The sequence below is a fragment of the Corynebacterium sp. HMSC073H12 genome, from assembly GCF_001837775.1.
Classification (GTDB): domain Bacteria; phylum Actinomycetota; class Actinomycetes; order Mycobacteriales; family Mycobacteriaceae; genus Corynebacterium; species Corynebacterium amycolatum.
Genome location: NZ_KV834024.1, coordinates 18546 through 43753, shown reverse-complemented (window position 1 = coordinate 43753; position 25208 = coordinate 18546). Strand labels below are relative to the sequence as shown.

Below are 25208 nucleotides of genomic sequence, written 5' to 3'. Positions count from 1 at the left end.
AAAAGCAAAGCAGTTTTGCATCTTCCCGATGCCACGGGCGAAGATAGTCCAATGGTCTGGTGGGAAGAAGATAACTCTGAGTCTGAAATTCAAGTTGGCGATTGGGATGCCGGCATCGTTGCCGACCACGTGTCAGTGAATTCGGAAAACGCATCAGCAACGGAGAACTCGTCCGACCCCTTGGACTTTCCTCCCCTGCCCAATCCGCTAAAGGCATTGCCGGACTCCCTCCCGGAGCTGCTGGTTATTTCCCGCAAGGCCGGTGCCACGCTCGACCACGTCACCAGTTGGCGCGCTGTCACCAAGTTTGCCCACACGCACTGGTTGGCCGACGCGCCAACCAACTCCCCCGATGTCATTGGCGAATTCCACGCACTCAGGCATGCAGTTGCCGACCAACTGGAATTAGTAGAAGAAGCCGCTGCTGCACGCGCCGAGTGGCTGCGCTGGGCAACTGAGGCCAACATCCGTCCCGCGATCTTGCACGCACGCTCCTACGGAGCATTCGCCGAGGCTGAGGCCTTCATCGACGCCAACCCAGGTGATGCCATCACCGGCCGACGCCCCGAAGACTCCGAAATCCCCGAGCTAATCAGTCTTACTAAGGACATCGTCGCCACCACTCCACAGCCCGGCGAGGCCTATTACTACCTGGTCAGCGCGGCTGTTGCCGGCGCCGCAGCATCGCTGGCGCGCCGGGCGGAAATCGCCGGTCAGCTCTCTGAATGGTCCGCACGCTGGGCACCAAAGCGAAGCAGTTTCGACGACCGCAAGCTGTTGGAGGCGCAGCTCGCGCACAGCCGTGGTGAGCTGCGCAGGGCCGCCCGCATCGCTGCCAGCGTCGCAGCGGCTCCTCAGTCGGAACCCGTCACCACGACGATTGAAGCGCGCCAATTTCTGGCTTTTCTTTCTCTGGAAGCTGGTGAGGAAGCGGAGGCAATCCGCCAGCTACGTCCAATCGTGCAGGCTGGTCTCGATGCAGGACTCACGGTCGCGGTGCTTCGCAGCGTGCGTCTGCTCTGTGCGCTTCTCAACGCCCACGGCGATTTCGCGGAATCCGCCGAATTTGCCCGCCGCGCGCTCGCCAGCGCCGAGGGCATGCCGGTCAACCCCATCACCATGGATATCCAGCTCGTTTTGGCCCGCAGTCTCCTCGACGCCGACGAGGTTGACGAGGCGCTGCGCTTTGCCGAACCAGTTGCGCACTGGTCAGCATTTACCGCCGATGAAGAACGCACCGACGCGGCGTTTTCTATTGCCTCCACAGCCGCGGGGCTCGGCAATAATCCCCGCCAGGCGGCAAAGCTGCTCATCGAACACGGCGAGCACCTTGAACGCAACGGCGATACCAAGGGCGCTGCCAAGGCCTACCGCCAGGCTGCGCGTTCCATCATTCATGTCATTGACCTGGTCATTTCCGAAGAGGGCTCCGAATTCACCGCCGAGATCGTCTCTGAGGACGCTTCCGCCGCCATTGACCACACGCTCAACGAGGCTGAGGACCTTCTGCTGCGTTCTCAGAAGCTCATCTCCGACGACTGGTCACTCGCCGACTGGCATGACGATGCCGCTTACGTCTTCTACTCCGCTGGCCGCGACACTTTGGCCATCAACCATGTGGAAGCCGCCGCGAAGGGCTACCTGCAGTCCGGCGATGGCGAGGAAGCCGCCCGCGCGCTGCTGGCGGGGGTTCGCTACCGTCTCGACGCGGGCGATTCCGACGGTGCCGCCGCCTATGCGCGGCGCGTCGAAGAGCTTCTGCCCCGCGACGTGTGGGAAGGCCATCCTGTTCTCGATGCCCTTGACGTCATCATCATTCAGTCGCTTGACGACGAATACTAGCGCCCCGCCCACTTCAGTGCTGGCGGTGGCACAAAGTAGAGTGTTAGGTCATGACTACTTCTGGTGATTCCGCGACTTCTAGCCCGCAGCAGCTTTTCGATGCCGCCACGGCATTGGCTGAGGAAAACAACCTCTGGGAAGCAGCCCTAACTCTGATGCAGGGGTTCGAGGAGCTCGGCGACAAGGCTGATGCCCCGCAGACCGACAGTCTGGGGCGCCCCATCCGTGGCTCTGCACCAAAGCTGATGGACAAGGCCGCAGACTGGTTGGATCTGCTGGATAACCTGGAGAAAGACGGCTTCGAGCCGACCGCGGACACCCCACCGCGCCACTTGCGCTGGGCGATGTGGCACACTTTGAACGGCCAAGCAGAGATTCGTCGAGGACATCAGGGGCGCGCCATTGATCACCTGGAGTTGGCGGCGGGACTTTTCCAGTCCGACAAGCTCAATATCCAGGCCGTGCCTCTGCTTGCACAAATTGCACAGTGCCACCTGCATTTGGGCGATGTCGGTGCTGCGGAGAAGGCGCTTTACCGCGCACAGGAAACCTGTGATGAGCAATCGCGGGAGCGCTGGGGGTCGGCACTAAGCGAGATTGGGGCAGAGATCGCCCGTCGCCTGTAGGCGAAGCTGCGAAGCGATACCGGGGGCTGATTCAGCTACTGCTCGTCGAAGTCGAGTCCGACATCGAACACCTTGGCCGAGTGGGTTAGCGCGCCCACAGCCAGGTAATCGACACCACAGGACGCGTACTCACGAGCCACATCGATGGTCAGTCCACCGGAAGACTCCAACTGCGTGGCCGGCGAAACCTGCGAGCGGCGCTGTACCGCAATCTGAGTCTCCCAAACTTCGAAGTTGTCCAACATGACGATGTCCGGCTTCATCGGCAGGATTTCATCGAGCTGTGCGAGGGTATCGACTTCCACCTCGCACGGCAGCTCCGGATACTGAGCCCGCACCCTCTTCAACGCACCGGACACGGAACCGACGGCCACCACGTGGTTGTCCTTAATCAGTGCCTCATCGCCCAATGCGTAGCGGTGGTTAATTCCACCACCGCAGGTCACCGCATACTTTTCCAGATTGCGCAGACCCGGCAGTGTCTTTCGGGAATCGCGCACCCGCGCACCGGTGCCAACAATTGCGTCAGCCCACTGGCGCGTCACAGTAGCTACCCCACTGGCGTGCGTGAGGATATTCAGCATTGTTCGCTCAGCAGTCAGCAACCCCCGAGTCGGCGCAGAAATTGTTGCCAGCACTGTGCCAGGACGCACCAGGGTGCCATCTTCAACGTGCTTTTCGACGGTGAACTCCCCCGAGATGACCTCCTGCAGCGTCCACTCCACCGCATCGATAGCCGCGATAACGCCCTCTTGCCGGGCCACCAGACGAGCGCGTGCCTGCGCAGCTGCCGAGACTGTCGACAGCGAGGTCACATCCGGCCCGAAGCTCATGTCTTCCTGCAGCGCCGTCCGAATGAGTCCGCGGGTGGTGCTTTCGTTCAGCACCCCGCGCAGAGTGTCCTTCTCAAGAGTCATGGCTAGCTAATCCCCGTCCTTTTCAAACCAAGTGTGGCACCCCAAAGTATATGGTCGTGCCAATGCCGCTTCGACGACTTTCCTTGCGGCTACGACCTGAACCGATTGCGGGAGCCGATCGATAACCGCCAACGCCTGCCGCAAACTCTGCTCATTGCGCGTTACACCAGCGCCTTCCTGCATCGCAGTCTGTAACCGGAAAAGCTGGCGCGGTTCCAGTTCCGGCCGTGGCTGCGGCAGGCCTTCAACCGCCGCTGCGAATTCCTCGTCCCCGACCGGCACAGCGTGTGTTTCAGCGACTTTTTCGGCCACCCGCTTGCCGACGACCAGTCCCTCCAGCAACGAATTGGAAGCCAACCTGTTGGCACCGTGCAGCCCCGTCGCGGAGCATTCGCCGGCCGCAAAGAGACCCGGCACGCTAGTTACACCGAATGGGTCGACGGCAATGCCACCACAGGTGTAGTGGACCGCCGGGGCCACGGGAATGAGGTCCTTGGTCGGATCAATCTCCGCTGCGGTCAGGCCCGCTGTGATCGTCGGAAAGCGGGCGGCGAAGTTGTCGATGTGACGTGCGTCGAGGAAGACGTGGTCGTCGCCGAGCTCGCGCATGCGAGTCGCGATAGCGCGCGAGACGATATCGCGCGGAGCCAGGTCTCCGCGAGGGTCAATGCCGGCGGTCACACTGTTTCCCCGGGAATCGACGAGAATGGCTCCTTCACCACGGACAGCCTCGCTGATGAGATGCCGTCGACCGGTGCCGTCTGATGCCGAGCGCTCGTCATAGAGCACTGTCGGGTGGAACTGGATAAACTCCATGTCCCGAATCTCCGCACCGGCATCGGAGGCCATGCCAATAGCTTCGCCGCGGGCGCCCGAGGGCGCCGTAGTCGCGCGGTAAATATGCCCCACGCCACCGGTAGCCAGCAGAGTTGCACCTGCGCGAATAGCACCGCCGCCGCGGGGATCTGCTACCAGCGCCCCCAGCACGCGGCCGTCTTTGCCAACGATGAGCTGGCGCGCTGTGGCGTTTTGCAGTACTCGCACGCCGGTAACTGAGGCTTCTAGGGCGCGCTCAATTTCAGCACCAGTGGCGTCACCACCGGCATGAATGATGCGTCGCGCGTGGTGTCCGCCCTCTTTGGTACGGGAATAGACGGCCGGGTTATCCGGCGCCGGGTCGAAAGTGGCGCCTAGCCCAATCAGCCACTCGGTCGTAGCGGCACCGGCACGGATGATAGAAGCCACGGCCCCTTCATCGCAGTGGCCGGCACCGGCATCGAGGGTGTCCGCGATGTGGGAATCAGTGGTGTCGTCGAACCCATTGGCCACATGGCCGCTGGGGTCGTCGTCAAGCCCGACGACCGCGAGCCCGCCCTGTGCGAGATTCGTGGCGGCATCGGCGAAACGCAGCTGTTTGCGGGCACCGACGCGCCACTCGACGCTGTCGATAACCAGCACGTCGAGGCCGAGCTCAAGGGCCCTACGCGCAGCACTGAGCCCTGCGACTCCCCCGCCGATGACGAGGAAGTCACACGTCAGTGTCCAACTGTCGAATGATGGGCGCAGACCAAACGTGTTACTCGCCCCCGCCTGGATTACCGATGGCGATCATGCGCTCGACCGAGGCGCGCGCCTTGTCGGCGACCTCAGGGTCGACGTCGACCTCATCGGCGCCCTCAACGAGGCAGCGCAGCAGAGCCGCCGGAGTGATGAGCTTCATATACGAGCAGGAAGCGCGGTCGTTGACCGGTTCAAAGTCGACATCCGGTGCGGCCTTGCGCAGCTGGTGGAGCATGCCCACCTCAGTGGCCACGAGCACCTTGCCGTTGGGCTTGTTCTCCTTCAACTTCTGCGCCTCGGTCAGCATCTCGCCGGTGGAGAGCATCTGCACGCGCTCCGGCTCAATGGTGCCTTCACCCGCGAGGTAAATCGCAGAGTTCGCGCAACCGCACTCCGGGTGAATGAACAGCTGCGAATCGGCGTTCTCTTCCGCGCGGTGTGCGAGTTCCTCACCGTTGATGTTGGCGTGGACGTGGCACTCACCAGCCCATACCTTGATGTTGTCGCGGCCGGTCTCACGGCGGACGTGTGCGCCGAGGAACTGATCCGGGTTGAACAGGATCTCCTGGTCTTCCGGGATGGACTTGACCACGTCGACGGCGTTGGAGGAAGTACAGCAGATGTCGGTCAGAGCCTTTACGTCTGCCGTGGTGTTGACGTAGCTGACCACCAGCGCGCCGGGATTCTCAGCCTTCCACTCGGCCAGTTCGTCTGCAGTGATGGAGTCCGCCAGGGAGCAGCCGGCGCGCTCGTCCGGAATAAGGACAGTCTTCTCAGGGCTCAGAATTTTGGCGGTTTCCGCCATGAAGTGGACACCACAGAAAACGATGACATCGGCATCGGTTTCCGCAGCGATGCGGGAAAGCCCGAGGGAATCGCCGGTGTAATCGGCAATATCCTGAATCTCCGGCAGCTGGTAGTTGTGCGCAAGAATTACGGCATTGCGTTCGCGGGCGAGGCGCTTAATCTCCTGAACCCAGCGCTCATCTGCAACTAGGCCACCATAGCGGCCATCTTTATCGACTACCGATTCGTACAGATCCGATTCAAGGCGCGGCAGGCTGGAAGCATTGGCCGCAAGGCTGGTATTCACGGAAAACTACGTCCTTACTTCAATGGGCTGTGGCTACGACCGGAGAAAACGCCGTCACCGTTACCGGCAACGGTTCCCGGAGGCATTCGCAGCGGACTCAAACGGGCAAGTGCAAGAGACCTAAGCTCGCCACACAATATCGAAAAAGCCCCTAAATCGGGGCGGATACCGGCATCGAGGACGAACCTATTTCCCAAAATTGTAAGGCTTGTATAAGCCTATTTCCCAATAACTACCCCTGTTCAGTAGGAAATAGTGCTTTACGACGGCCCCGCGCAGAACCTCACTGTCTCACTTAGTGACCGAATCTGCGTCCGTAGCATTGTCCGCAGCGCTCTCGTTGCCTTCCGTGAAGTCCGTTTGGAACAACACCCGGGACCACAGTGCGAGCATGGCAACCAGTGGCGCGACCAGCAGTGCTACATAGGTTTTGAAGTCCGGAATCACCGAGAACTTATCGCCCGGCTGCATTCCCGCCAGATCCGGCTGGAGCAATGCCGCAACCGACTGACCGACGAGGTACGTCACTGCTGCACTCATCAAAGCGGAGAAACCTGCCCACCCAATTGCCGTGAGCATCTGTACAGGGGTCGTGATGGCACGGTTTCGGAAGGTAGTAATTCCCAGCACCAGCCCGCTGATAGCAGTGACAGCAACAAACCAGAGCAGCCCGATAAAACCAGCGTCAACGGTTTCCTGAATAATCGCTAGTTGGTTATCTGGGAGCATTTGCACTTGCTGCTTGGGTCGCAGGAATGCCCAGGCCACTCCCGTTACCGCTCCCGTTACAACGGAGAAGAGAACAATACCCGAGGCCATTGCCACGCTCTGCTTTTCAACGTGTGGGACTCGGGTATTTTTCATAGTCATAGTTGACAAACTTACCTCACGGCGCGCATCCAGTACTAGCGCGCCTGAACGGCGCACTTGCACAACCAGCACCTTTTATCGCTGCTCCAACATAACGGAGTCTACTTCGCCGTGGCGCGAGCACTTTGCAGTCCAGCCGTCCGGACGCACCTGCACCACCATCCGACGTCCACAGAGTTGGCAGAACCGAGGTGCCTCCAATCCAGCTTTTGCACCATAAGAGCGTTCGCGCACTTCACCAGCTTCGAGGTCGGCGCCGGTAAAAGGATCGAACTTGGGCTCGTCTCCCAGCACCATGGCCTGGAGCAGCTCTGTGGAGTCGACTTTCCTACTCCGCGTCCCGCGCGGGCTAGATGTCCGAGGCTTAGACAGTTGCATTGAGGGCCTTAATTGGAAGTCGTACCTTGCCAAGCATGTCCAGGTCCTGCTCCGCCGGACGACCCAGCGTGGTCAGGTAATTACCGACAATGACAGCGTTGATACCGCCGAGCAGACCCTTTTCTGCACCCAGGTCTCCCAGGGTGAGCTCACGACCACCAGCAAAACGCAGGATGGTCTTCGGCAGCGCCAAACGGAAGGCACCGATGGCACGCAGTGCATCCTTGGCCGGCATCGGCTCGCGACCGGCGAACGGAGTGCCCGGGCGCGGGTCGAGGAAGTTCATCGGCACCTCGGTCGGGTTAAGCGCCGCCAGGTCCTGAGCAAACTCAGCACGCTGCTCAAGGGTCTCGCCCATACCCAGGATGCCGCCACAGCAGACTTCCATGCCAGCTTCGCCGACCATGCGCAGGGTGTCATGGCGCTCTTCCCAAGTGTGGGTGGTCACGACCTGCGGGAAGTAGCTCTTGGCGGTCTCAAGGTTGTGGTTGTAGCGGTGAATACCAGCCTTGGCCAGGCGATCCACCTGTTCCTGCGTCAGAATGCCCATCGATGCGGCCACATTAATGTCAACCTCTGCCTGAATGGCGGCGACGGCCTGTTCCATCTGGCTGAGCAGTCGCTCATCCGGCCCCTTTACTGCAGCAACGATGCAGAACTCAGTCGCACCCGACTTTGCGGTCTGCTTGGCGGCGTCCACCAGAGCCGGGATATCCAGCCATGCCGAACGCACCGGAGACTCGAACAGACCCGACTGCGAACAGAAGTGGCAATCCTCTGGGCAGCCGCCAGTCTTCAACGAGATAATGCCTTCAACCTCGACCTCTTCGCCGCACCACTTCAAGCGCACCTCATGAGCCAGCGCCAGCAGATCCTCGATACTGTCGTCGTCCAGGTTGAGAACCGCCAGGGTCTCCTCGTAGTTCAGCCCCTCTCCGCGGACGAGCACCTTTTCGCGGGCGAGTTCCAAAATGTCCTGCTGCTGTTGAGTCATGGGGGCGACACTCCTTGAGGCTGGGGATAAAACTTGAACACTGTTTCAGAAGTTGTTCAGTTATCAAACTTAATACCGCACCTACAGAATGTCGAACAGGGTTCAATTCCCGTCGTGTCGCGGTTTTACGCTCCGCATTTCAGCCTTGAGACATCTTCCAGATAATTCTTCTTTCGTCTACGGTAGGCAGTGTGCAATTGACCAAGGACATCATTGTCGACGCAGCTCTTACCATTCTCAACGAGTACGGACTCGGCGATCTCACAATCCGCCGCCTGACTCGCCACTTGGGTACCGCCGCTGGCGCAATGTACTGGCACTACCCTTCCAAGCAGGCTCTGCTGGGCGCCGTCGCTGACCGCATCTTGACTCCCTGCACAGATTTTTCCGCCACAGGCGATTGGCGCGCCGACACCGAAGCCATCGCCGAGCTGCTCTACTCCTGCCTCACCGCTCATCGGGATGGCGCCGAGGTCGTCTCGGCCGCGCTGGCTACGGGCACCGCCACGATTCGCCCCGAGCAATTGCTTGCCGACGTTCTGGAGAACGCACCCGAAACCTCCATCAGCACCCCATCAGCGACTGATACCGCGTCCGTCCTCGTGTATTTCATTCTCGGCGCGACAGTCGACCAGCAGACAGCCATCGCGCTTAATCTGAACGGCGCCAAGTCTGCATCTGACAAGGGTGACACTAATGGCGAGAACAACGTTAGTACGGGCGCTGCGGCCGAGGCTTCCTCTGAAGATGCCGCTGAACAGGCAAAAGAGCTCGGTCGCCAGCGCATTGCACTGGGAACCGAGCTCTTTATCGCCGGAATTGCGGGGGTTGCCGGGATTAAGGGAACCGCAGGTCAGTAAGCCCCACTGAAGCATTCGCGGTCATAGCCAAACCCTGGCATTAGAGCACCAGAGCTGCTACCCAACCAGCTGCCAGCAGCGGCAGGTTGAAGTGCAGGAAGGTCGGAATAACCGAATCGCGAATGTGGTCGTGCTGCCCATCGGCATTGAGACCCATCGTCGGGCCGAGCGTCGAGTCCGATGCTGGCGAACCAGCGTCACCCAGAGCACCTGCAGTACCAATGATGGCGACGGTAGCCATCGGCGAGAAGCCCAGCGACAAACACAACGGCACGTAGATGATGGAGATAATCGGCAGCGTCGAGAAGGATGAACCAATACCCATCGTGACCACCAGACCAACGACCAGCATGGCGAATGCAGCGGCAGGCTTGTTGCCCGCAAACAGGTCTGCAGTGGCGGTCACCAGCGGCTCGACCTGGCCGGACTCCGACATCACCGAGGCGAAGCCCTGTGCGGAGATCATGATGAAACCAATCAGGGCCATCATCTTCATACCGGCAGTGAATACGTCGTCCGCCTCACGCCAGCGCACGGCACCGGTAAGCATGAAGATTGCCAGACCAGTGAGCGCACCAATCAACAATGGATCGGCATCGGTCTCCATAGAGTTCATTACAATCTGGACGACGAAGGTCACCACAATCGCAACGAGAGCAACGATGACTCGGTACTTCGACACCGGTTCGTCAGACTGGGATTCCGCGCGCGAGGACTCGGTGATTGGCAGATCTTCGTAATGGCGTGGCTTCCGGTAGGAGAAAAACACAGCAATGGCCAGACCCGACAACATACCGAGAGCCGGGATGCCCATCGTCGTCATGATGTTGATATTGGAAACATCAAGACCAGCATTCTCGATATTCCCCAGCAGAATGTCGTTCAGGAAGATAGAACCGAATCCGACCGGAACCCACATGTAGGTGGTGATCAAACCGAAGGTCATCACACTGGTGATCATTCGGCGGTCGATGTTGAGCCGGTTAAACACCGGCAACAGCGGCGGAATAATCAGCGGGATAAACGCGATGTGAACTGGGATGAGATTCTGCGACATAATCGCCATGGCCAAAATACCGGCGACCATACCCCACTTAGTCCATGCCTCCGCTTTAGATTTGGTGCCCTCATTCTCGGTGCCAATCTTGGCAATCAGCCAATCGGCTAGCAATTTGGGCAGCCCAGAGGACGCCACTGCCATGGCAAAGGCACCCAGCATGGCGTAACTCAGGGCAATCTTCGCACCACCAGAGAGGCCTTCCTGGAAGGCAACCATTGTGGCATCGAGCCCCATACCGGCGGAAAGACCACCGACCAAGGCGCCAATAAACAGCGCTAGCACAACGTGTACCCGGCAGACCGCCAGGATTAGCATCACCAAAACGGCGAGAAGAACGGCATTCATAAGGAAAATATTAAGGCAACCTTAAGTATTTCCAGCAACCGGGGCTAGAAAGATTTCACCCCAAAATCTTTACACCCCGGCTAATGCGGCTAATCAATCGAGACGAGTCCCTGGCCGCCCTGCACTGCGTCGCCGACCTCGACATGAATAGAGCCGACGGTGCCTGCAGCTGGGGCCGTAATCTCGGTTTCCATCTTCATTGCCTCGAGAATGAGCAGCACCTCCCCGGCCTCAATCTTCTGGCCCTCCTCGACCAAAATCTTGCTGACCGAACCTGCCAGTGGCGCCACCACCGAATTGGCGGAGACACCCGAGACACTAGCGGTGGCCGGCTCAACGGAAGCGCTAGACGACCCACCCAAAACGATGGGCGAAAGACGCTTGGGCTCCTCAACTACTTCAACGTCGACATCGTAGGCAATGCCGCCGACAGTCACTTTCAATTTCATGGCTCAACAATCCTCACGTAGCAAAAGTCAATGAGTCAGGCTCAAATAAGTCGGTTATCGAAAATTTCCAACTAACGCAGGTTGCGCTGCTGCTGGATCTGTCGGCCCTGCGCAGCCCAGGTCTTGTGGCGGTTGTAACGAATTGCCTTCACCTTGCCGCGATTGCCTAGGTAGGCAGACACCGCTGCCGAAATGGCGATGACAGTGTCCTCGGGGATATCTGCGTCCACGCGTTTGCGCAGCTCAACCAACTCGCTTTCTGCCTGATTCAGGCGTGCCGTGGCCTTCTGCAAGCTTGTCGAGGTCGCATCCAACCGGTCGGTCAGTTCAGCGACGAGCGCTCGCAGCTCCTTAATCTCACCGATGCTGTCCGACATTACTGTGGCCCCAATCCGTGCTTCTTGGCCGGGCGAACCTCGCGCTTGTTACGCAGAACCGACAGTGCGTCAGCCACACGCAGGCGAGTTTCCGCCGGGTCAATCACGTCGTCGACCAGTCCTCGCGAGGCAGCGACATACGGCGTCGAGAAGCGTGTCTTGTAATCGGCGATACGCTCGTCGCGCACGCGCGCCTGCTCTTCCTCGTCGCCCGCGGCCGCAATTTCCTTGCGGAAGACCACGTTGACCGCGCCTTCTGCGCCCATCACCGCAATTTCTGCGGTCGGCCATGCGAATACGTAGTCCGCGCCGAGGTCCTTCGAGCACATCGCCAGGTACGCACCGCCGTAGGCCTTACGCATGACGACGGTCACCTTGGGCACAGACGCTGCGGAGTATGCGTAGAGCATCTTTGCGCCGTGGCGGATGATGCCGCCGTGTTCCTGGGTGACGCCCGGCATGAAGCCAGGAACGTCAACCAGGGTGACCAGCGGGATATTAAAGGCGTTGCAGAAGCGGATGAACTTTGCGCCCTTGTCCGAGGAATTGATGTCCAGCACACCGGACATCACGTTCGGCTGGTTGGCGACAAAGCCCACGGTACGGCCCAGAACTCGACCAAAGCCGACGACCAGGTTGGTGGCGAAACCCGCCTGGCACTCGAGGAAGTCGCCATTGTCGGCGATACGGATGATGACCTCGCGAACGTCGTAGCCCTTTTTGCCGTCCACGGGGACGATGTCGCGGAGCTCTGGATCCGGCTCGGCCTCGAATACCGGATCGACGATTGGCGGCTCTTCTGTGTTGTTCTGTGGCAGGAAGCTTAAGAGCTTCTGCGCAATCAGGATGGCTTGCTCGTCATCGTCGGCAACGAAGTCGATATTACCGGCCTTAGCCATGTGTGCATCAGCGCCACCGAGCTGCTCGGAGGTGACTTCCTCGCCGGTCACAGACTTAATAACGCCCGGACCGGTGATGAACATCTGTGCCTTGCGAGTCTGAATGATGAAGTCGGTCAGCGCTGGCGAGTAGGCAGCGCCACCAGCACATGGACCTGCAATGATGGAAATCTGCGGCACCAGACCGGAGAGCCACACGTTGTTGTAAAAGACCTGGCCGTAGCCCGACAGAGAGTCAATCCCCTCTTGAATGCGAGCACCACCGGAGTCGTTGATAAACACGAACGGAGTGCCGTTGTCGGCAGCGGCACGCATAGTGGCTGCAACCTTGCGGGACTGCGTTTCACCAGCGGAGCCACCCATGACTGTGAAGTCCTGGGAGGCCACGTGCACTGCCCGGCCGAGAACCGCGGCAGTGCCGGTGACCACACCGTCGGCAGGCGCATCGGCGGTATCCATGCCGAAGTCGGTGGTGCGGTGAGTCATGAACATGCCGGTTTCACGGAAAGTGCCCTCGTCGACGAAGGTGTCGATACGCTCGCGGGCAGTCATCTTCCCACGTTCGTGCTGCTTGGCCTGGCGGGCTTCACCGCCACCGGCCTCAACACGGCGACGCTGAGCATCCAAATAATCCAGGCGCTCCGCCATCGAGGCATCGGCGCCCGGCGCGACGGCATCCGCCGAAGTCGGCTGGTTTGCTGAACTTTGCGACATTGCTATCTCTTCTCCCGATGTTCCTAGGCGGGTTCCACCTGGACGGTCTGCGAGCGACCGCCGACGGTGACCTTGTAGCGAATTGGCTCGCGGATGGCATTGGCAGCACCAGAGGCCTGCTCTGCCTCGCGCTTGAGCTGTTCGACAGTCTTACCGACGTTCTTCGGCCCTTCGCCGCGCGCGGTGAAGAATCCCGGTGCGACAGATGGGAACAGTGCGTTGGTCAGGACATCTTCCGCGGTGCCGTTGTAACCGTCGAGCTCCTTGGCCTGCTCGACCAGGTCGTCCCACTCTGGCTCGAGGAGATCAGCCGGACGAACCGTGATTTCTTCCTTCTTGGTCTGCTCCGCTGCCTGCTTAATCAGCTCTGGGTTGCGCTCACCCGGGCACTGCCCGTAATAGCCGAGCATGAGGTCGGCGAACTCAGCCGTCATAACCTTGTAGCGTCCCATCAGCACGTTAAACACAGCTTGCGTGCCGACGATCTGCGAGCTCGGAGTCACCAGCGGCGGGTAACCGGCGTCCTTTCGGACAATCGGTACTTCACGCATGACCTCTTCGACGCGGTCGCCCGCACCCTGGGCCTTGAGCTGGTTTTCCATGTTCGACAACATGCCGCCAGGAATCTGCGACATGAAAATGTCGGTATTGACCAGGGTTTTCGACTCGAACTCTGCGTACTTCGGACGCACCTTGCGGAAGTGGTCACGAATGGTGATCAGATTATCCATGTTCAGGTCGGTGGTGCAGTCGGTTCCCTCCAACATTTCCACCAGCGACTCGGTCGGGTTGTGCCCCGGTCCCAGCGACATCGACGAAATTGCCGTGTCCACGACATCCGCACCAGCTTCGATGGCCTTCATCAAAGTCACCATGGTGACACCGGTAGTCGAGTGACAGTGGACATTAATCTGGGTGTCCTCGCCATAAGTTTCCTTGATGCCGCGGATGATGTCGTAAGCCGGCTGGGGTTTCAGCAGCGCTGCCATGTCCTTCAACGCAATGGAGTCCGCCCCCATATCCAGTAGACGACCAGCGAGTTTAACGTACCCGTCGACGTCGTGAAGCGGAGACGTCGTGTAGCAGATCGTGCCCTGCGCGTGCTTGTCGACGTTCTTGACCGCGCGCATGGCGTGCTCGAGATTGCGTGGATCGTTGAGGGCGTCGAAAACACGGAATACGTCCATGCCGTTTTCAGCGGACTTTTCGACGAACTTGTCAACCACCATGTCCTCGTAGTGGCGGTAGCCGAGGAGATTCTGACCGCGCAGCAGCATCTGCAGGCGGCTGTTCGGCATCAGTTTGCGGAATGTCCGCAGTCGCTCCCAGGGGTCTTCATTAAGGAAGCGGATGCAGGCATCAAAGGTTGCGCCACCCCAGCACTCCACACTCCAAAAACCGGCCTTGTCCATTTCTTCACAGACATCGACCATGTCTTCCATAGCCATTCGCGTTGCCATGAGGCTCTGATGAGCGTCTCGGAACGCTACTTCCGTTACACCAATGGTTCGTGGACTCATAATTCCAAAAGTAAAGGCCTTTGGGAATCTTCGCGCGTTGGTGACCGCGAATATTGGGGATTCGGCGCCCACCAAGGTGCGCTTAGAGTGTCAAATTGCCCACTTGCAGGGTTAAATACTTATTTTCGCGCGAAGTTTACGCGCTTAACCGTTCAACTCGACTTTTTGTCTGGGGGTCGTTTTTGCGAAGTGCGCTCGACGAATGGGGCGGTTTGCGAGCCCACACGGGACTGAAAATGGCTCATGTTTTTTACAAAACGGTTAAGGTAGTCACATGAACCAAGCAAATACAGTCGGCGATTATCAAGTATGGCCGGGTGAGCCTTACCCGCTCGGATCTACCTACGACGGCGCTGGCACCAACTTTGCGCTCTTTTCCGATGTCGCGGAAAAGGTGGAGCTTTGTCTGATTAGCGCCGAAGGCGAAGAAACACGCATTGCGCTGGAAGAAGTCGATGCGCATATCTGGCACTGCTACATCCCGTCCATCATGCCGGGCCAGCGCTACGCCTACCGTGTACACGGCCCATTCGATCCGGCAAACGGTAAGCGTTGTGACCCCAACAAGCTGCTGGTCGACCCATACGCCAAGGCCTTCGACGGCGAATTCGACGGTCATCCTTCGCTGTTCAACTATGACATTCATGACCACTCGAAGCGCAACACCGAGGACAGCCTGGGACACACCATGACCTCGGTGGTCATCAACCCGTTTTTCGACTGGGGCGCTGACCGCGCACCGCGCACGCCGTACAACGAGACCGTGATTTACGAGGCCCACGTCAAGGGCATGACCATGACTCACCCGGATATTCCGGAGGAGCTACGCGGTACCTATGCCGGTCTCGCTCATCCGGCGATTATTGACTACCTCAAGGACCTTGGTGTCACGGCTATCGAACTGATGCCTGTCCACCAGTTCCTCCAGGACGACCACCTGCGTGAAAAGGGGCTGAGCAACTACTGGGGCTACAACACCTTTGGCTTCCTGGCACCACACCAGGACTACTCGGCTTCCCAAAAGCCAGGCGGCGCAGTCAGCGAGTTCAAGGGCATGGTGCGTGCGTTCCACGATGCGGGCATTGAGGTCATCCTCGACGTGGTCTACAACCACACCGCAGAGGGTAACCACATGGGCCCGACCATCTGTTTCCGAGGCATCGACAACGAGGCCTACTACCGCTTGGTCGAAGGCGATCGCCAGCACTACATGGACTACACCGGAACCGGTAACTCCCTGAACGTGCGCCACCCACACTCCCTGCAGCTGATTATGGATTCACTTCGCTACTGGGTCTCCGAGATGCATGTCGACGGCTTCCGCTTCGATTTGGCCTCCACCCTGGCTCGAGAATTCCACGATGTGGATCGCCTCTCCGCCTTCTTTGACTTGGTGCAGCAGGATCCGATTGTCAGCCAGGTCAAGCTCATCGCAGAGCCGTGGGATGTCGGTGAGGGCGGTTACCAGGTCGGTAACTTCCCACCACAGTGGACTGAATGGAACGGTAAGTACCGCGACACTATCCGTGACTTCTGGCGCGGCGAGCCATCCACGCTCGGCGAGTTCGCTTCGCGTATCACCGGTTCCTCGGACCTGTATGCAAACAATGACCGCCGCCCAACTGCATCGATTAACTTCGTGACCGCGCACGACGGTTTTACCCTCAATGACTTGGTCAGCTACAACGAAAAGCACAATATGGCCAACGGCGAGGACAACCGCGATGGCGAGTCCCACAACCGTTCGTGGAACTGCGGTGTGGAAGGCCCGACCGACGACGAGCGCATTCTTTCTCTGCGCTCCCGTCAGCATCGTAACTTCCTGACCACTCTCCTACTGTCCCAGGGCACTCCGATGATTAGCCATGGCGACGAAATGGGACGTGGCCAGAAGGGCAACAACAACGTCTACTGTCAGGACAACCGTTTGTCATGGGTGGACTGGAATCAGACTCGTACCAACTCTGAACTGGTCGAATACACCCAATTCCTGACTGAACTGCGTGCGGAACACCCAGTCTTCCGGCGCCGCCGCTTCCTGCGCGGTGGCCCGCTCGGTGCGGAAACCGATGATCGTGACATTGCCTGGCTGACCTATGAGGGTCGTGTCATGACTACCGATGACTGGAACTTCGACTTCGGCAAGTCGTTGATGGTCTGGCTCAACGGCGATGCCATCACCGAGCCTGATCGCCGAGGCCACCGGATTGAAGATGACTCCTTCCTGCTGTGTTTCAACGCCCACCACGAGGACATCATGTTCCAAATTCCGGGCACCGAATACGCACACAGCTGGGAAGTCATCATCGACACCGCAGAGATCACGGGTCGACCGACTCGCGAGCGCATCGTTGAGCCAGAAGGCGAACTCCGCGTACCAGCCCGTTCGACCATCGTGCTGATCGAGCGGCACTAGCCGCGTCCGCGTTGGGTCCTACACAAAAATCCCCTGTCGGCGGAAGACTTTTCTTCCACTGACAGGGGATTTTCGGCTCTGAGTTCAACTCAAAACAGGGTTTGGGTCAACACAGCACCGCGGAAGCCGAGCTGGCGTGAAGTCTTCTTACGCAGATGCGCGCATATTGAACTCCGCCTGAGAGTTCAACCAGTACTCCGGCTCGGTGTCAAAGTAGTCGGACAGTCGATTTGCGAGGTCAGTGGTGACCGCAGTGCGGCCGGTGCGAAAGCGCTCCAGAGTTGAGCTTGGCACGCCGATGGCAAGAGCCAGTCGGTAGATAGAGAGGTGTCGCGGCTCGAGGAAATTATCGTTCAAGATAGAACCAGGGTGCACAGGATGCGTGCTCAAAATGTTTACTCCTTATTTCATCGCTTCACTGGCATACGTTGTTTCCGCTTTGCCCTTCGCTTGAGCTCGAAAGCTCGAACGACCAGTTACCGCCGTTCGTCGAAAAGTATAAGGAGCGCCCGCTCAAAATGCATCCGGACATTTAACCTCCCAAAACATGTGGTTTTCAGGGGTACAGACACCCCCCACTGTCCGAACGCTCCATAAATATTCCTATTTCTGTGGACATTTCCACATTGCCGGAAGCCACATGTACTCGGCGAGAACCGCAGGTACCGCAGCGTCTATGGGGCTCAATCCGCCATCGGCGCTACCATCTAGTGCATGACTACGACCACGCCATCCTCCGAGCCCGCTGTCGTCTTCGAGCTCACCGGCGACACGGTGACTATTACCGCAGATGGGCTCCGCCTTACCCACACCATCAACACGGCTAGCACCGCCCCCGCGAAGCCCCTCCCGCTTGCCGACGTTGCCGAGGTCGCATCAGCGAGTAAAAACGGTGTCTACACTCCGGCCAACCGCTTCTTCCCCGGCACGGTAGACCTCGGAGCAGCTTTGCCAAAAGCTCGTGTAATGTCTCATCGCCAAGCAGCAGCGCAGTTGCTGGCAGACCTCATGGCGGAGATGGCCAAGAATCCGGAGTTCTACAGCTCAGCTGATGCTTTTACTTCCACGTTGATGCCGTGGGTCGCACAGCGCGCGGCGGTCACCGAAGGCGTGAGTGTGGTCGAGGGCGCGGGCGACGTCGTAAAGCACTCTGTGCCTTTTGCGCCGCTTCCTTCGGGGGATGAGGTTGCGGTGTCGGACATCGCACCGTTTGCGGCGTTCGATGTAGAGACAGCGAACGAAGACACCGGTTCGATTATTCAGCTTGGCGTTGCGGTCGTGCGTGGCGGGAAGGTGACGGAGCGTTATTCCTGGATGTGCCGTCCGCCAAAGGGGTTGGAGTATTTTGATGAAGCCAATGTCGCGATTCATGGCATCACGGCGGCAAATGTGGCCGGTGAGCCGTCATTTCCGGAGCAGCTGGCGAAGTTTGCTGACGTCGTCGGGGATTTGGACGTAGTTGCTCACAATGCGCGGTTTGATTTCACGGCTCTGTCGCGGGCGTGCCGGGCTGAGGGCGTCGCGGCACCGAGGTTGAATTTTGCGTGTACCTACATGTGGGCTCGTCAGATGCAGTTGGGCCTGTCCAATTTGAAGCTGCCAACATTGGCGGAGGCCGCGGGAACGTCGCTGGAGAATCATCATGATGCGACGGCGGATGCGGTCGCGTGTGCTGAGGTGGCGCTGTGGTTGATGGAGCAGCAGCGTGCGACCTCTGTTAAGGATTTGAGTCAGAAGGTCTCGCTGAGCTTGGGCCAGATTGGCAGTGGACGAGTGCGGATGGTGCGCTACGATCCGTCTGGTGTCGCCAGCACAGGCGCAGGGACTAACGCCGGAACTGGCGCCAGTGCTGGTGCAAAGACTGGTGGTTCGGCTCCGGCGCGTCGTCCACGTCGCAATGCGAAATGGGATGCGGCCAAGACGCCGGATACTATTCCCGAACCGAATCCGGACGCGGATCCCAGCGGCCTTTTGTACCAACAGCGCGTGACGTTGACTGGGGATTTTACGCCGTATGATAAGGGCTTTTTGTGGGACAAAATCGCCTTTGCAGGCGCGAATATCAATAAGGGCGTCACGAAAAAGACGACCATATTGGTCGCCGGTCCGTGGGATTCGGTGACGTCGAAGGAGAAGAGGGCTCGACAGCTGCAGGCCGAAGGCCAGGAAATCCAGATTTGGAGCGAGAAGGAGCTCTTCACTGCACTCGGGCTGAATCCGGAAGAGGATGGCGCGTCCGAAGCAGGAGACACTGCGGAAGGGACACCAAGCGCCAGCGACGGAAAAAACTCCAGTGAGTCCGTTCCGTTGTTTGGTTCCACTTCCCTGCCCGGCGATGACGGAATGCCACCTTTCTAGGCCACGTTCACGGAAAGAAATTCGCATTCGGACGGCGGGCGCAGGCTCTGGGTCTAGCTGCTGCCACAGCGGTCAGGCAGCAGCTTTTCCTGGTGGGCGGTATAAAGGGGAACATGAGTCGCCGACCAATTACGTCCACCTACCGTCTCCAACTCCGTGGCCCCAAGGCCGACCCAAACGGACGCGCTTTCACGTTCGCTGACGCGGCTGAACAGGTCGGCTACTTGGCAGACCTCGGAATTTCACACCTGTATCTGTCGCCTATCCTCACTTCCGTACCGGAGTCGAACCATGGCTACGATGTCATCGATCCGACGACGGTGAACCCGGAGCTCGGCGGCATGGAAGAGCTGCAGAAGCTCGCGCAGGTGGCGCACAAGGCCGGTCTGGGCATCATTATCGACCTGGTACCGAACCACCTCGGTGTTGAGGAGCCCAAGCTCAATGCCTGGTGGTGGGACGTTCTGACCTATGGCAAGGATTCTCAGTTCGAGCCATACTTCGACATCGACTGGCACGAGGACAACGGTGCCAACGGCAAGATGGGGTTGCCGATTCTGGGCTCCCCGGAGGATATCGACAAGCTGGAGCTCGACACCTCTGGCGACGAGCCACTTCTGCGCTACTACGACAATGCATTCCCGGTGCGCCCTGGCACCGAGGACGGCACCCCGCAGGAAGTACATGATCGCCAGGCCTATCGCCTGATGTACTGGAAGGACGGGGTCATTGGCTACCGTCGATTCTTCAGCGTCAACGGTCTGGCCGGCATCCGCCAGGAAAACCCGGTGGTATTCGAGCACACACACCGCATCATCCGCGAGCTGCTGGCTGCAGACATCATTGACGGTGTCCGCATTGACCACCCGGATGGTCTCAGTGACCCGTTCGGCTACCTCAGTGAGCTGCGCCGTCTACTCGGCGATGACAAGTGGCTGGTCATCGAGAAGATTCTGGGCGCGGAAGAGCCACTGGATCCGAGGCTCCAGGTTGACGGCACCACGGGTTACGACGCCCTGCGTGAGTTCGACAATGTCTTCGTCAACCGCGACTCCCGAGACGCCATGAGCATGTTGGCTCTGCAGCAGTCCGGCTCAACCTGGGACAAGACCGCAGTGCAGGCGACTGCGCAGGCCCTCAAGCACGATGTCGCGGCTCACGAGCTGGCTGCGGAGGTCCGTCGTCTAGCGCGGGCTCTACGCCAGGACAACTGGTCTATCAGCGGCACCAGCGTCAGCGATGAAGTGCTTATCGACACCATCTGCAAGCTGGTCGCGGCCATGCCTGTCTACCGTTCGGACTATGTCTCCCTGTCGCGAGTGGCTTCCACGGTCATTGGTGAAATGGCAGCGCGTTTCCCCTCGCGCGTCTTTGCTCTCGACCTCATTTCGGCAGGTTTGGTAGCCGGTGGTGAGGCCGCCACGCGGTTCGCGCAGGTCTGTGGTGCGGTCATGGCAAAGGGGGTCGAAGACACCACCTTCTACCGCGCCTGCCGCCTGATCAGCCTAAACGAAGTCGGCGGTGATCTCGGTCGCTACGGCATGTCGGCAGCGGAATTCCACCTGTTGCAGTCGGAACGTGCTCGCCTCTGGCCACGAACGATGACCACGCTGTCTACTCATGACACCAAGCGCGGCGAAGATGTCCGAGCCCGCATTCTCCAGCTCTCCGATGTCTCCGGAGACTGGGCCGAAAATGTCCGCAACTGGATGGCCATCACCCCCGCCCCGGACGATGCCACCGGCTACTTCCTGCTGCAGAACATCATCGGAGTCTGGCCGACTGACGGCGTAATTACCGGTGAACTGCGCGAACGCCTCCACAATTACGCCATTAAGGCCATCCGCGAGGCAGATGTTCACACCTCCTGGACGGAGCCGGTCGAGGAGTTCGAACTCGGCATCCGCAGCTGGATCGACGCGCTTCTCGACGGCCCTCTGACCGACTCCATCACAGAATTCGTCCGCTCCATTGCGCCAGCTGCCCTGACCACGTCTCTGTCGCGCAAGCTCCTCCAGCTTGTCGGCCCCGGCATCCCCGATACTTACCAGGGGACGGAGTTCACAGAGGACTCCCTGGTTGATCCCGACAACCGCCGCTTCGTCGACTACGATGCGCGCGTCGCGGCGCTGGATAAGGTTGCCCGCGATGAGGTCACGTCGGTGACTAAGAGTCCGGAGCACCCAGCTGAGCTGCCGGAGGACTTTACGGATGCCGATGCGGACGTCGCAAAGCTGATGGTGACTCACCACGGCGTGAAGCTGCGTGCGGAGCGCCCGGAGTCCTTCGTCGGCGGTGCCTACCAGCCAGTATTCTCCGTCGGTGTGGGTGAGCGCCATTTGGTCGGTGCAGCGCGTGGACCGAAGGGCGAGCCGGAAGATGTTATCGCGCTGGTGACGCGCCGTCCGCTGGGGCTGCAGCGCGAAGGCGGTTGGGGCGACACTACAGTGACACTTCCCAAGGGATTCTGGACCGACCGTTTCACCGGCCATACCTGGTCGGGCACCATCGCCGTCGCTTCTCTGTTCAGCTCCTTCCCAGTAGCACTGCTGGTACGCGAGGACGATGACGACTAATCGGATGAAGAATTCGCTTACCGACGATTCCCGCGAGCAGACCCGCAAGGCTCAGTTGGCGGAGGATCGAGAGGTTACCCGTGCGCTGCAGTCGAAGTACGACTCGTGGGTAACTCGACACCCCACCGCCGCGCAGGACTTTGTCGATGCGATTAAAGAGATTCTCTCCGATGCCGGTTTGGCCTTTGACAATGTCACGGCGCGGGTGAAGTCTTTCCGCTCATTGCGGCAGAAGGCCCTGCGTCGTGAAGCGGACGGCAGCTACGTCTACCCTGACCCGTGGCACGGTATCCACGACATCATCGGTGTGCGTGTAACCACGTACCATTCAACGGAGATTCCCGCGATTATGGATGCGCTGGGAGATTCGCTGACTGTGCTGCGCACGATTGACAAGACCGCGGAGACACGAATCAGCGGCCGGTTGGGATACGGCTCCCAGCACTTGATCTGCAAGGTGTCGACGGCGGCGCCGTCAGAGCTAGCTCCATATGCGGATATGCAGTTTGAGGTGCAACTGCGCACTGTGCTGCAGCATGCGTGGGCGGAGTTTGAGCACGATATTCGTTACAAGGCCCCTGAGGGAGCGACAGACCCGCGGATTGATAGAGCTTTTGCGCTGGCCGCTGGCCTTATTGAGCTCGCGGATCAGCAGTTCGATCAAGTCGTTGCCGTGCTTGAGGAATCTACGCCAGACGATTCCGCGCAAGGAGAGGGCGAACAGCCCTCAGTTCCGGCAAAGACCGCAGCCGATGACATTGTGGTGACTGAGGAAACCCTACCCGGAGTGCTGACGATGTTGCTTCCCGATGCACCCCGCTCGAAATCAGAGCATTACGGCTGGGCGGAAGAGCTGCTGGAGCGCAATGGCATTCGCACTGTCGGGCAGCTGCGGGAGCTACTTAATCCGCAGCGTCTCAGCGCGGTAAGCAAGGCCATGAAGTACCGCTTTAACCCAGGCCATGTGCGTGTTATCGATGACCTACTACTAGCGGCTCGCGGCGACGAGCACATCAAGGCCACTGCGGATACCAGCCATAACCCGAAGCGCCGACCAGCTCGTTTGCGCGCACGATTGCAGCAACTAGCTGAGGCCGGGATGCCTATGAGCGACGTCCCCGAAGACGATCGAGCTGACGGCGATCGCGCTTCGTAGGCCGCCCGGCACCGCGGTCGCGCATCGGCATCGATGCGAGAATCTCCCTCGGAGGCGGTGGCGGAGAGTGGTCGATATAGCACTGCCTGGCCACCGGAGCTCCGACCCGCTTCTTCACAGTCTTGGTGACCTCAACAATGTGTTCGCGGTGGTTTGCCCACAATCGCACTCTGTCCCCTGGGACGACTAGAACTGAGGGTTTCACGGCCTCGCCGTTGACTTTGACGTGGCCGCCACGGCACGCATCTGCGGCCAATGAGCGAGTTTTCAGCAACCTGACCGCCCAAATCCAGGCATCGATACGCACTGGTTCGGTAGACAATTGCTGCTGAGCAGGCATTTACTGTGGATCCTTGTAGTTGACGATCCGCTGAACCTTTTGCCAATTGAGAAAACCACCGACCAGGCCGACTACTGCCAGGATGAGGAATAGCGACATGCTTCCGGCTAGAAGTCCGAGCACTGCACCGCCGACGACACCGCTGCCTGCCCATACAACGGCATTGCGAGAGTACTTTCGCACCGCGTTCTTGCGGAGCTCAATGGGGTTCTGAGGTTGGGGCTGAAGATAGCTCATGGAGTACATATTAGAGCGTTCTGGTCGCCCTGACGCATCGCATAGGTCGATAGGACGTACAATTCGGGAAAAATCCCGACAGATATAGCAAGCCTGCTAAATATTCCTATTTGGGTAGGTAATTAATACAATGGCGTAGCTAGGTTGCTAGAGTTAGCGCTATGACAGAAACTGTCCGCCCCCGCCACCGTATGGTCGACCGCGTTGCGGCGATTCTCGAACTCGTTGCGCGCTCTAACGAAGGTCTAACCCTTACAGACATCGCCCACACGCTGAACTATCCGCTCAGTACCACGCAGGGCCTTGTCAACGGTCTGACTGTGACAGGTTACCTTGACGAGTCCCACAAGCGTTACACGCTCGGCATGGCGCCGTTTCTGCTCAATGTCATGGCTGGTCGTCGCATGGTCCACGTTCCGACGGCCGAGCTTGAGGCGATTCACAACGAAACTGGCTTGATTACCGTGCTGGCACTGCCGGTTGGTGGCAAGCTTTTCTACCTCAAAACCGTCGGTGAATCCATGCGCTACCAGTACCTGACGGAGAACTTCCTGCCACGCTCGCTGCTGCGCACCTCTGCAGGTTGGGTTTTGATGAGTCGGTTTGAAAAGCGCGAACTGTGGTCCTACCTGAACTCCGCGCGACCGGAAGACCAGGTTTATGTGGATGATTTCCTCCGCCAGGCTGGGGAAATCGCAGAGACGGGCGTCTGTGCTGCCCCGGGTATTGCCGAAGGCGGTGGCGTCGATGGTGTCTCTATCGCAGTGGAGGAAGACGGTGCTACTGTCGCGGCAGTCTGCGTTTTCGGTCGGCCGGAAAAGATTGCGGAAAACAAGGACGAACTGGTGGAAATCCTCAAACGCCATCGCGGCGCACACAATGGCGAGGAGTCCCCGAACCAGGGTTAGTGGCTGTTAGGCGCGCAGCTCCCACCAGATTTCGCCGCCGTCCTTAGACGGCTCACTAGCGCCCTTGGTCAACGCCTGCATTTCACCGTCAAGCTGGGCAACCCCATCGGCGGTCACCGCAATGGAAAACTCCACGCTCTGCCCCCACCGCGTTTCCACAATGTCATAGCCACGGGCACGCAATTCCGCCTCGATGCGACCGGCATCTGCGGCGGAAACACTGACTACTCTCAAAGCTCTTTGCACGCGCCGCATGCGCGTGACTTTTTCTAGACACTCTGAGACCGAATCCGAATAGGCCCTCACAAGCCCACCCGTACCCAACTTGATGCCGCCAAAATAGCGGATTACTACGGCGGTGACATTTGTCATTCCAGAGCCCTGCAGTACATCGAGCATAGGGCGACCTGCCGTGCCACTAGGTTCACCGTCATCTGAGGATCGCTCCACACGATTCCCGCCGACCACCTCATGAATGTATGCGCTGCAGTGGTGGCGAGCGTCCGGGTACTCCGCCTTAGCCAAATTAATCACCGCTCGGGCGCTGTCTTCGTCGTCGGCACGCGCGATCCACGTAATGAAGCGCGATTTCTTAATCTCGATTTCATTCGTGACGATGTCACCGTCGGCGGGGACAATCAGCTCGATGTCACGCTGATTCTGCGTCGCCGCTGTCGAAGTGGATGGCTCGGTGGTCATAGTGTCCATTGTTG

At 59.3% G+C, this 25208-nt stretch carries 23 protein-coding genes; 8 read left to right on the top strand and 15 right to left on the bottom strand.

Annotation, left to right across the window (positions count from 1 at the left end):
• Positions 1 to 51 precede the first annotated feature (51 nt).
• Complete coding sequence (locus tag HMPREF2708_RS01785) at positions 52 to 1842, top strand: hypothetical protein (protein ID WP_070831559.1); 1791 nt, start codon at positions 52 to 54, stop codon at positions 1840 to 1842.
• A gap of 50 nt (positions 1843 to 1892) precedes the next feature.
• Positions 1893 to 2468, top strand: coding sequence for a hypothetical protein (locus HMPREF2708_RS01780; protein WP_048734664.1), 576 nt, complete (start codon positions 1893 to 1895; stop codon positions 2466 to 2468).
• A 35-nt stretch (positions 2469 to 2503) separates the two neighbouring features.
• On the opposite strand, the gene nadC is transcribed toward HMPREF2708_RS01780, so the two are convergent.
• From nadC to bioB, 6 genes are all read right to left on the bottom strand, one after another.
• Positions 2504 to 3385 (bottom strand): carboxylating nicotinate-nucleotide diphosphorylase, encoded by an 882-nt coding sequence (gene nadC, locus HMPREF2708_RS01775; RefSeq protein ID WP_070831558.1) that lies wholly within the window; start codon positions 3383 to 3385, stop codon positions 2504 to 2506.
• 6 nt (positions 3386 to 3391) lie between these two features.
• Positions 3392 to 4903 carry an L-aspartate oxidase gene (locus tag HMPREF2708_RS01770; RefSeq protein WP_246840302.1) on the bottom strand — a complete coding sequence of 504 codons (1512 nt, stop codon included), beginning with the start codon at positions 4901 to 4903 and terminating at the stop codon, positions 3392 to 3394.
• 58 nt (positions 4904 to 4961) lie between these two features.
• Complete coding sequence (gene nadA / locus HMPREF2708_RS01765; RefSeq protein ID WP_070831552.1) at positions 4962 to 6038, bottom strand: quinolinate synthase NadA; 1077 nt, start codon at positions 6036 to 6038, stop codon at positions 4962 to 4964.
• A gap of 291 nt (positions 6039 to 6329) precedes the next feature.
• Positions 6330 to 6902, bottom strand: a complete 573-nt coding sequence (locus HMPREF2708_RS01760) for a hypothetical protein (protein WP_246840299.1) — start codon at positions 6900 to 6902, stop codon at positions 6330 to 6332.
• 81 nt (positions 6903 to 6983) lie between these two features.
• Positions 6984 to 7286, bottom strand: coding sequence for a biotin synthase auxiliary protein BsaP (locus HMPREF2708_RS01755; RefSeq protein ID WP_070831549.1), 303 nt, complete (start codon positions 7284 to 7286; stop codon positions 6984 to 6986).
• Positions 7273 to 8280, bottom strand: a complete 1008-nt coding sequence (bioB, locus tag HMPREF2708_RS01750) for a biotin synthase BioB (RefSeq protein ID WP_070831546.1) — start codon at positions 8278 to 8280, stop codon at positions 7273 to 7275. The genes HMPREF2708_RS01755 and bioB overlap by 14 nt, the downstream gene beginning before the upstream one ends.
• Before the next feature lie 191 nt (positions 8281 to 8471).
• Between bioB and HMPREF2708_RS01745 the strand changes: the two genes are divergently transcribed.
• Positions 8472 to 9140, top strand: coding sequence for a TetR family transcriptional regulator (locus HMPREF2708_RS01745; protein WP_246840298.1), 669 nt, complete (start codon positions 8472 to 8474; stop codon positions 9138 to 9140).
• Between the two features lie 40 nt (positions 9141 to 9180).
• On the opposite strand, the gene HMPREF2708_RS01740 is transcribed toward HMPREF2708_RS01745, so the two are convergent.
• The 5 genes from HMPREF2708_RS01740 to HMPREF2708_RS01720 form a co-directional block, all read right to left on the bottom strand.
• Positions 9181 to 10545, bottom strand: coding sequence for a Na+/H+ antiporter family protein (locus tag HMPREF2708_RS01740; protein WP_070831542.1), 1365 nt, complete (start codon positions 10543 to 10545; stop codon positions 9181 to 9183).
• Between the two features lie 89 nt (positions 10546 to 10634).
• The gene (locus HMPREF2708_RS01735; protein ID WP_016422964.1) at positions 10635 to 10994 is read right to left on the bottom strand and encodes a biotin/lipoyl-containing protein; all 360 of its coding nucleotides are present in this window, start codon (positions 10992 to 10994) and stop codon (positions 10635 to 10637) included.
• Positions 10995 to 11065: 71 nt separating this feature from the next.
• Positions 11066 to 11371, bottom strand: a complete 306-nt coding sequence (locus tag HMPREF2708_RS01730; RefSeq protein WP_070831538.1) for a hypothetical protein — start codon at positions 11369 to 11371, stop codon at positions 11066 to 11068.
• Positions 11371 to 12984, bottom strand: coding sequence for an acyl-CoA carboxylase subunit beta (locus HMPREF2708_RS01725; RefSeq protein ID WP_070831535.1), 1614 nt, complete (start codon positions 12982 to 12984; stop codon positions 11371 to 11373). The genes HMPREF2708_RS01730 and HMPREF2708_RS01725 overlap by 1 nt, the downstream gene beginning before the upstream one ends.
• A gap of 23 nt (positions 12985 to 13007) precedes the next feature.
• A complete protein-coding gene (locus tag HMPREF2708_RS01720; protein ID WP_070831531.1) occupies positions 13008 to 14504 on the bottom strand; it encodes a methylmalonyl-CoA carboxytransferase subunit 5S in 1497 nt (498 codons plus the stop codon).
• A 274-nt stretch (positions 14505 to 14778) separates the two neighbouring features.
• Between HMPREF2708_RS01720 and glgX the strand changes: the two genes are divergently transcribed.
• Positions 14779 to 16920 carry a glycogen debranching protein GlgX gene (gene glgX, locus HMPREF2708_RS01715; protein ID WP_070831527.1) on the top strand — a complete coding sequence of 714 codons (2142 nt, stop codon included), beginning with the start codon at positions 14779 to 14781 and terminating at the stop codon, positions 16918 to 16920.
• 147 nt (positions 16921 to 17067) lie between these two features.
• On the opposite strand, the gene HMPREF2708_RS01710 is transcribed toward glgX, so the two are convergent.
• Positions 17068 to 17310, bottom strand: coding sequence for a HigA family addiction module antitoxin (locus tag HMPREF2708_RS01710; RefSeq protein WP_005510305.1), 243 nt, complete (start codon positions 17308 to 17310; stop codon positions 17068 to 17070).
• Positions 17311 to 17634: 324 nt separating this feature from the next.
• Between HMPREF2708_RS01710 and HMPREF2708_RS01705 the strand changes: the two genes are divergently transcribed.
• From HMPREF2708_RS01705 to HMPREF2708_RS01695, 3 genes are all read left to right on the top strand, one after another.
• Positions 17635 to 19278 (top strand): exonuclease domain-containing protein, encoded by a 1644-nt coding sequence (locus tag HMPREF2708_RS01705; RefSeq protein ID WP_070831524.1) that lies wholly within the window; start codon positions 17635 to 17637, stop codon positions 19276 to 19278.
• Between the two features lie 113 nt (positions 19279 to 19391).
• Positions 19392 to 21854, top strand: coding sequence for a malto-oligosyltrehalose synthase (gene treY, locus HMPREF2708_RS01700; RefSeq protein ID WP_070831521.1), 2463 nt, complete (start codon positions 19392 to 19394; stop codon positions 21852 to 21854).
• A complete protein-coding gene (locus HMPREF2708_RS01695; protein ID WP_070831517.1) occupies positions 21844 to 23010 on the top strand; it encodes a GTP pyrophosphokinase in 1167 nt (388 codons plus the stop codon). Before treY ends, HMPREF2708_RS01695 begins: the two co-directional genes overlap by 11 nt.
• Here HMPREF2708_RS01695 and HMPREF2708_RS10825 read toward each other — a convergent pair.
• Entirely contained in the window at positions 22958 to 23350 is a 393-nt protein-coding gene (locus tag HMPREF2708_RS10825) for an RNA-binding S4 domain-containing protein (RefSeq protein ID WP_016422972.1), read from the bottom strand. The genes HMPREF2708_RS01695 and HMPREF2708_RS10825 overlap by 53 nt on opposite strands.
• Entirely contained in the window at positions 23351 to 23596 is a 246-nt protein-coding gene (locus HMPREF2708_RS01690) for a hypothetical protein (protein ID WP_005510313.1), read from the bottom strand.
• Between the two features lie 152 nt (positions 23597 to 23748).
• On the opposite strand from HMPREF2708_RS01690, the gene HMPREF2708_RS01685 reads away from it, so the two are divergent.
• Positions 23749 to 24495, top strand: coding sequence for a helix-turn-helix domain-containing protein (locus HMPREF2708_RS01685; RefSeq protein ID WP_070831514.1), 747 nt, complete (start codon positions 23749 to 23751; stop codon positions 24493 to 24495).
• A gap of 6 nt (positions 24496 to 24501) precedes the next feature.
• On the opposite strand, the gene HMPREF2708_RS01680 is transcribed toward HMPREF2708_RS01685, so the two are convergent.
• Positions 24502 to 25203 (bottom strand): YigZ family protein, encoded by a 702-nt coding sequence (locus HMPREF2708_RS01680; RefSeq protein ID WP_210400298.1) that lies wholly within the window; start codon positions 25201 to 25203, stop codon positions 24502 to 24504.
• Positions 25204 to 25208: the final 5 nt, after the last annotated feature.

What these genes read in the sequence shown, in the direction of transcription:
- bioB (WP_070831546.1), bottom strand. Translation starts at nt 8,280, where the DNA reads ATGACTCAACAGCAGCAGGACATTTTGGAACTCGCCCGCGAAAAGGTG.
- HMPREF2708_RS01695 (WP_070831517.1), top strand. Translation starts at nt 21,844, where the DNA reads ATGACGACTAATCGGATGAAGAATTCGCTTACCGACGATTCCCGCGAG.
- HMPREF2708_RS01785 (WP_070831559.1), top strand. Translation starts at nt 52, where the DNA reads ATGGTCTGGTGGGAAGAAGATAACTCTGAGTCTGAAATTCAAGTTGGC.
- treY (WP_070831521.1), top strand. Translation starts at nt 19,392, where the DNA reads ATGAGTCGCCGACCAATTACGTCCACCTACCGTCTCCAACTCCGTGGC.
- HMPREF2708_RS01690 (WP_005510313.1), bottom strand. Translation starts at nt 23,596, where the DNA reads ATGTACTCCATGAGCTATCTTCAGCCCCAACCTCAGAACCCCATTGAG.
- HMPREF2708_RS01780 (WP_048734664.1), top strand. Translation starts at nt 1,893, where the DNA reads ATGACTACTTCTGGTGATTCCGCGACTTCTAGCCCGCAGCAGCTTTTC.
- HMPREF2708_RS01760 (WP_246840299.1), bottom strand. Translation starts at nt 6,902, where the DNA reads ATGAAAAATACCCGAGTCCCACACGTTGAAAAGCAGAGCGTGGCAATG.
- HMPREF2708_RS01755 (WP_070831549.1), bottom strand. Translation starts at nt 7,286, where the DNA reads ATGCAACTGTCTAAGCCTCGGACATCTAGCCCGCGCGGGACGCGGAGT.
- HMPREF2708_RS01720 (WP_070831531.1), bottom strand. Translation starts at nt 14,504, where the DNA reads ATGAGTCCACGAACCATTGGTGTAACGGAAGTAGCGTTCCGAGACGCT.
- HMPREF2708_RS01725 (WP_070831535.1), bottom strand. Translation starts at nt 12,984, where the DNA reads ATGTCGCAAAGTTCAGCAAACCAGCCGACTTCGGCGGATGCCGTCGCG.
- HMPREF2708_RS01735 (WP_016422964.1), bottom strand. Translation starts at nt 10,994, where the DNA reads ATGAAATTGAAAGTGACTGTCGGCGGCATTGCCTACGATGTCGACGTT.
- nadC (WP_070831558.1), bottom strand. Translation starts at nt 3,385, where the DNA reads ATGACTCTTGAGAAGGACACTCTGCGCGGGGTGCTGAACGAAAGCACC.
- HMPREF2708_RS01730 (WP_070831538.1), bottom strand. Translation starts at nt 11,371, where the DNA reads ATGTCGGACAGCATCGGTGAGATTAAGGAGCTGCGAGCGCTCGTCGCT.
- HMPREF2708_RS01740 (WP_070831542.1), bottom strand. Translation starts at nt 10,545, where the DNA reads ATGAATGCCGTTCTTCTCGCCGTTTTGGTGATGCTAATCCTGGCGGTC.
- HMPREF2708_RS01680 (WP_210400298.1), bottom strand. Translation starts at nt 25,203, where the DNA reads ATGGACACTATGACCACCGAGCCATCCACTTCGACAGCGGCGACGCAG.
- HMPREF2708_RS10825 (WP_016422972.1), bottom strand. Translation starts at nt 23,350, where the DNA reads ATGCCTGCTCAGCAGCAATTGTCTACCGAACCAGTGCGTATCGATGCC.
- HMPREF2708_RS01685 (WP_070831514.1), top strand. Translation starts at nt 23,749, where the DNA reads ATGACAGAAACTGTCCGCCCCCGCCACCGTATGGTCGACCGCGTTGCG.
- glgX (WP_070831527.1), top strand. Translation starts at nt 14,779, where the DNA reads ATGAACCAAGCAAATACAGTCGGCGATTATCAAGTATGGCCGGGTGAG.
- HMPREF2708_RS01705 (WP_070831524.1), top strand. Translation starts at nt 17,635, where the DNA reads ATGACTACGACCACGCCATCCTCCGAGCCCGCTGTCGTCTTCGAGCTC.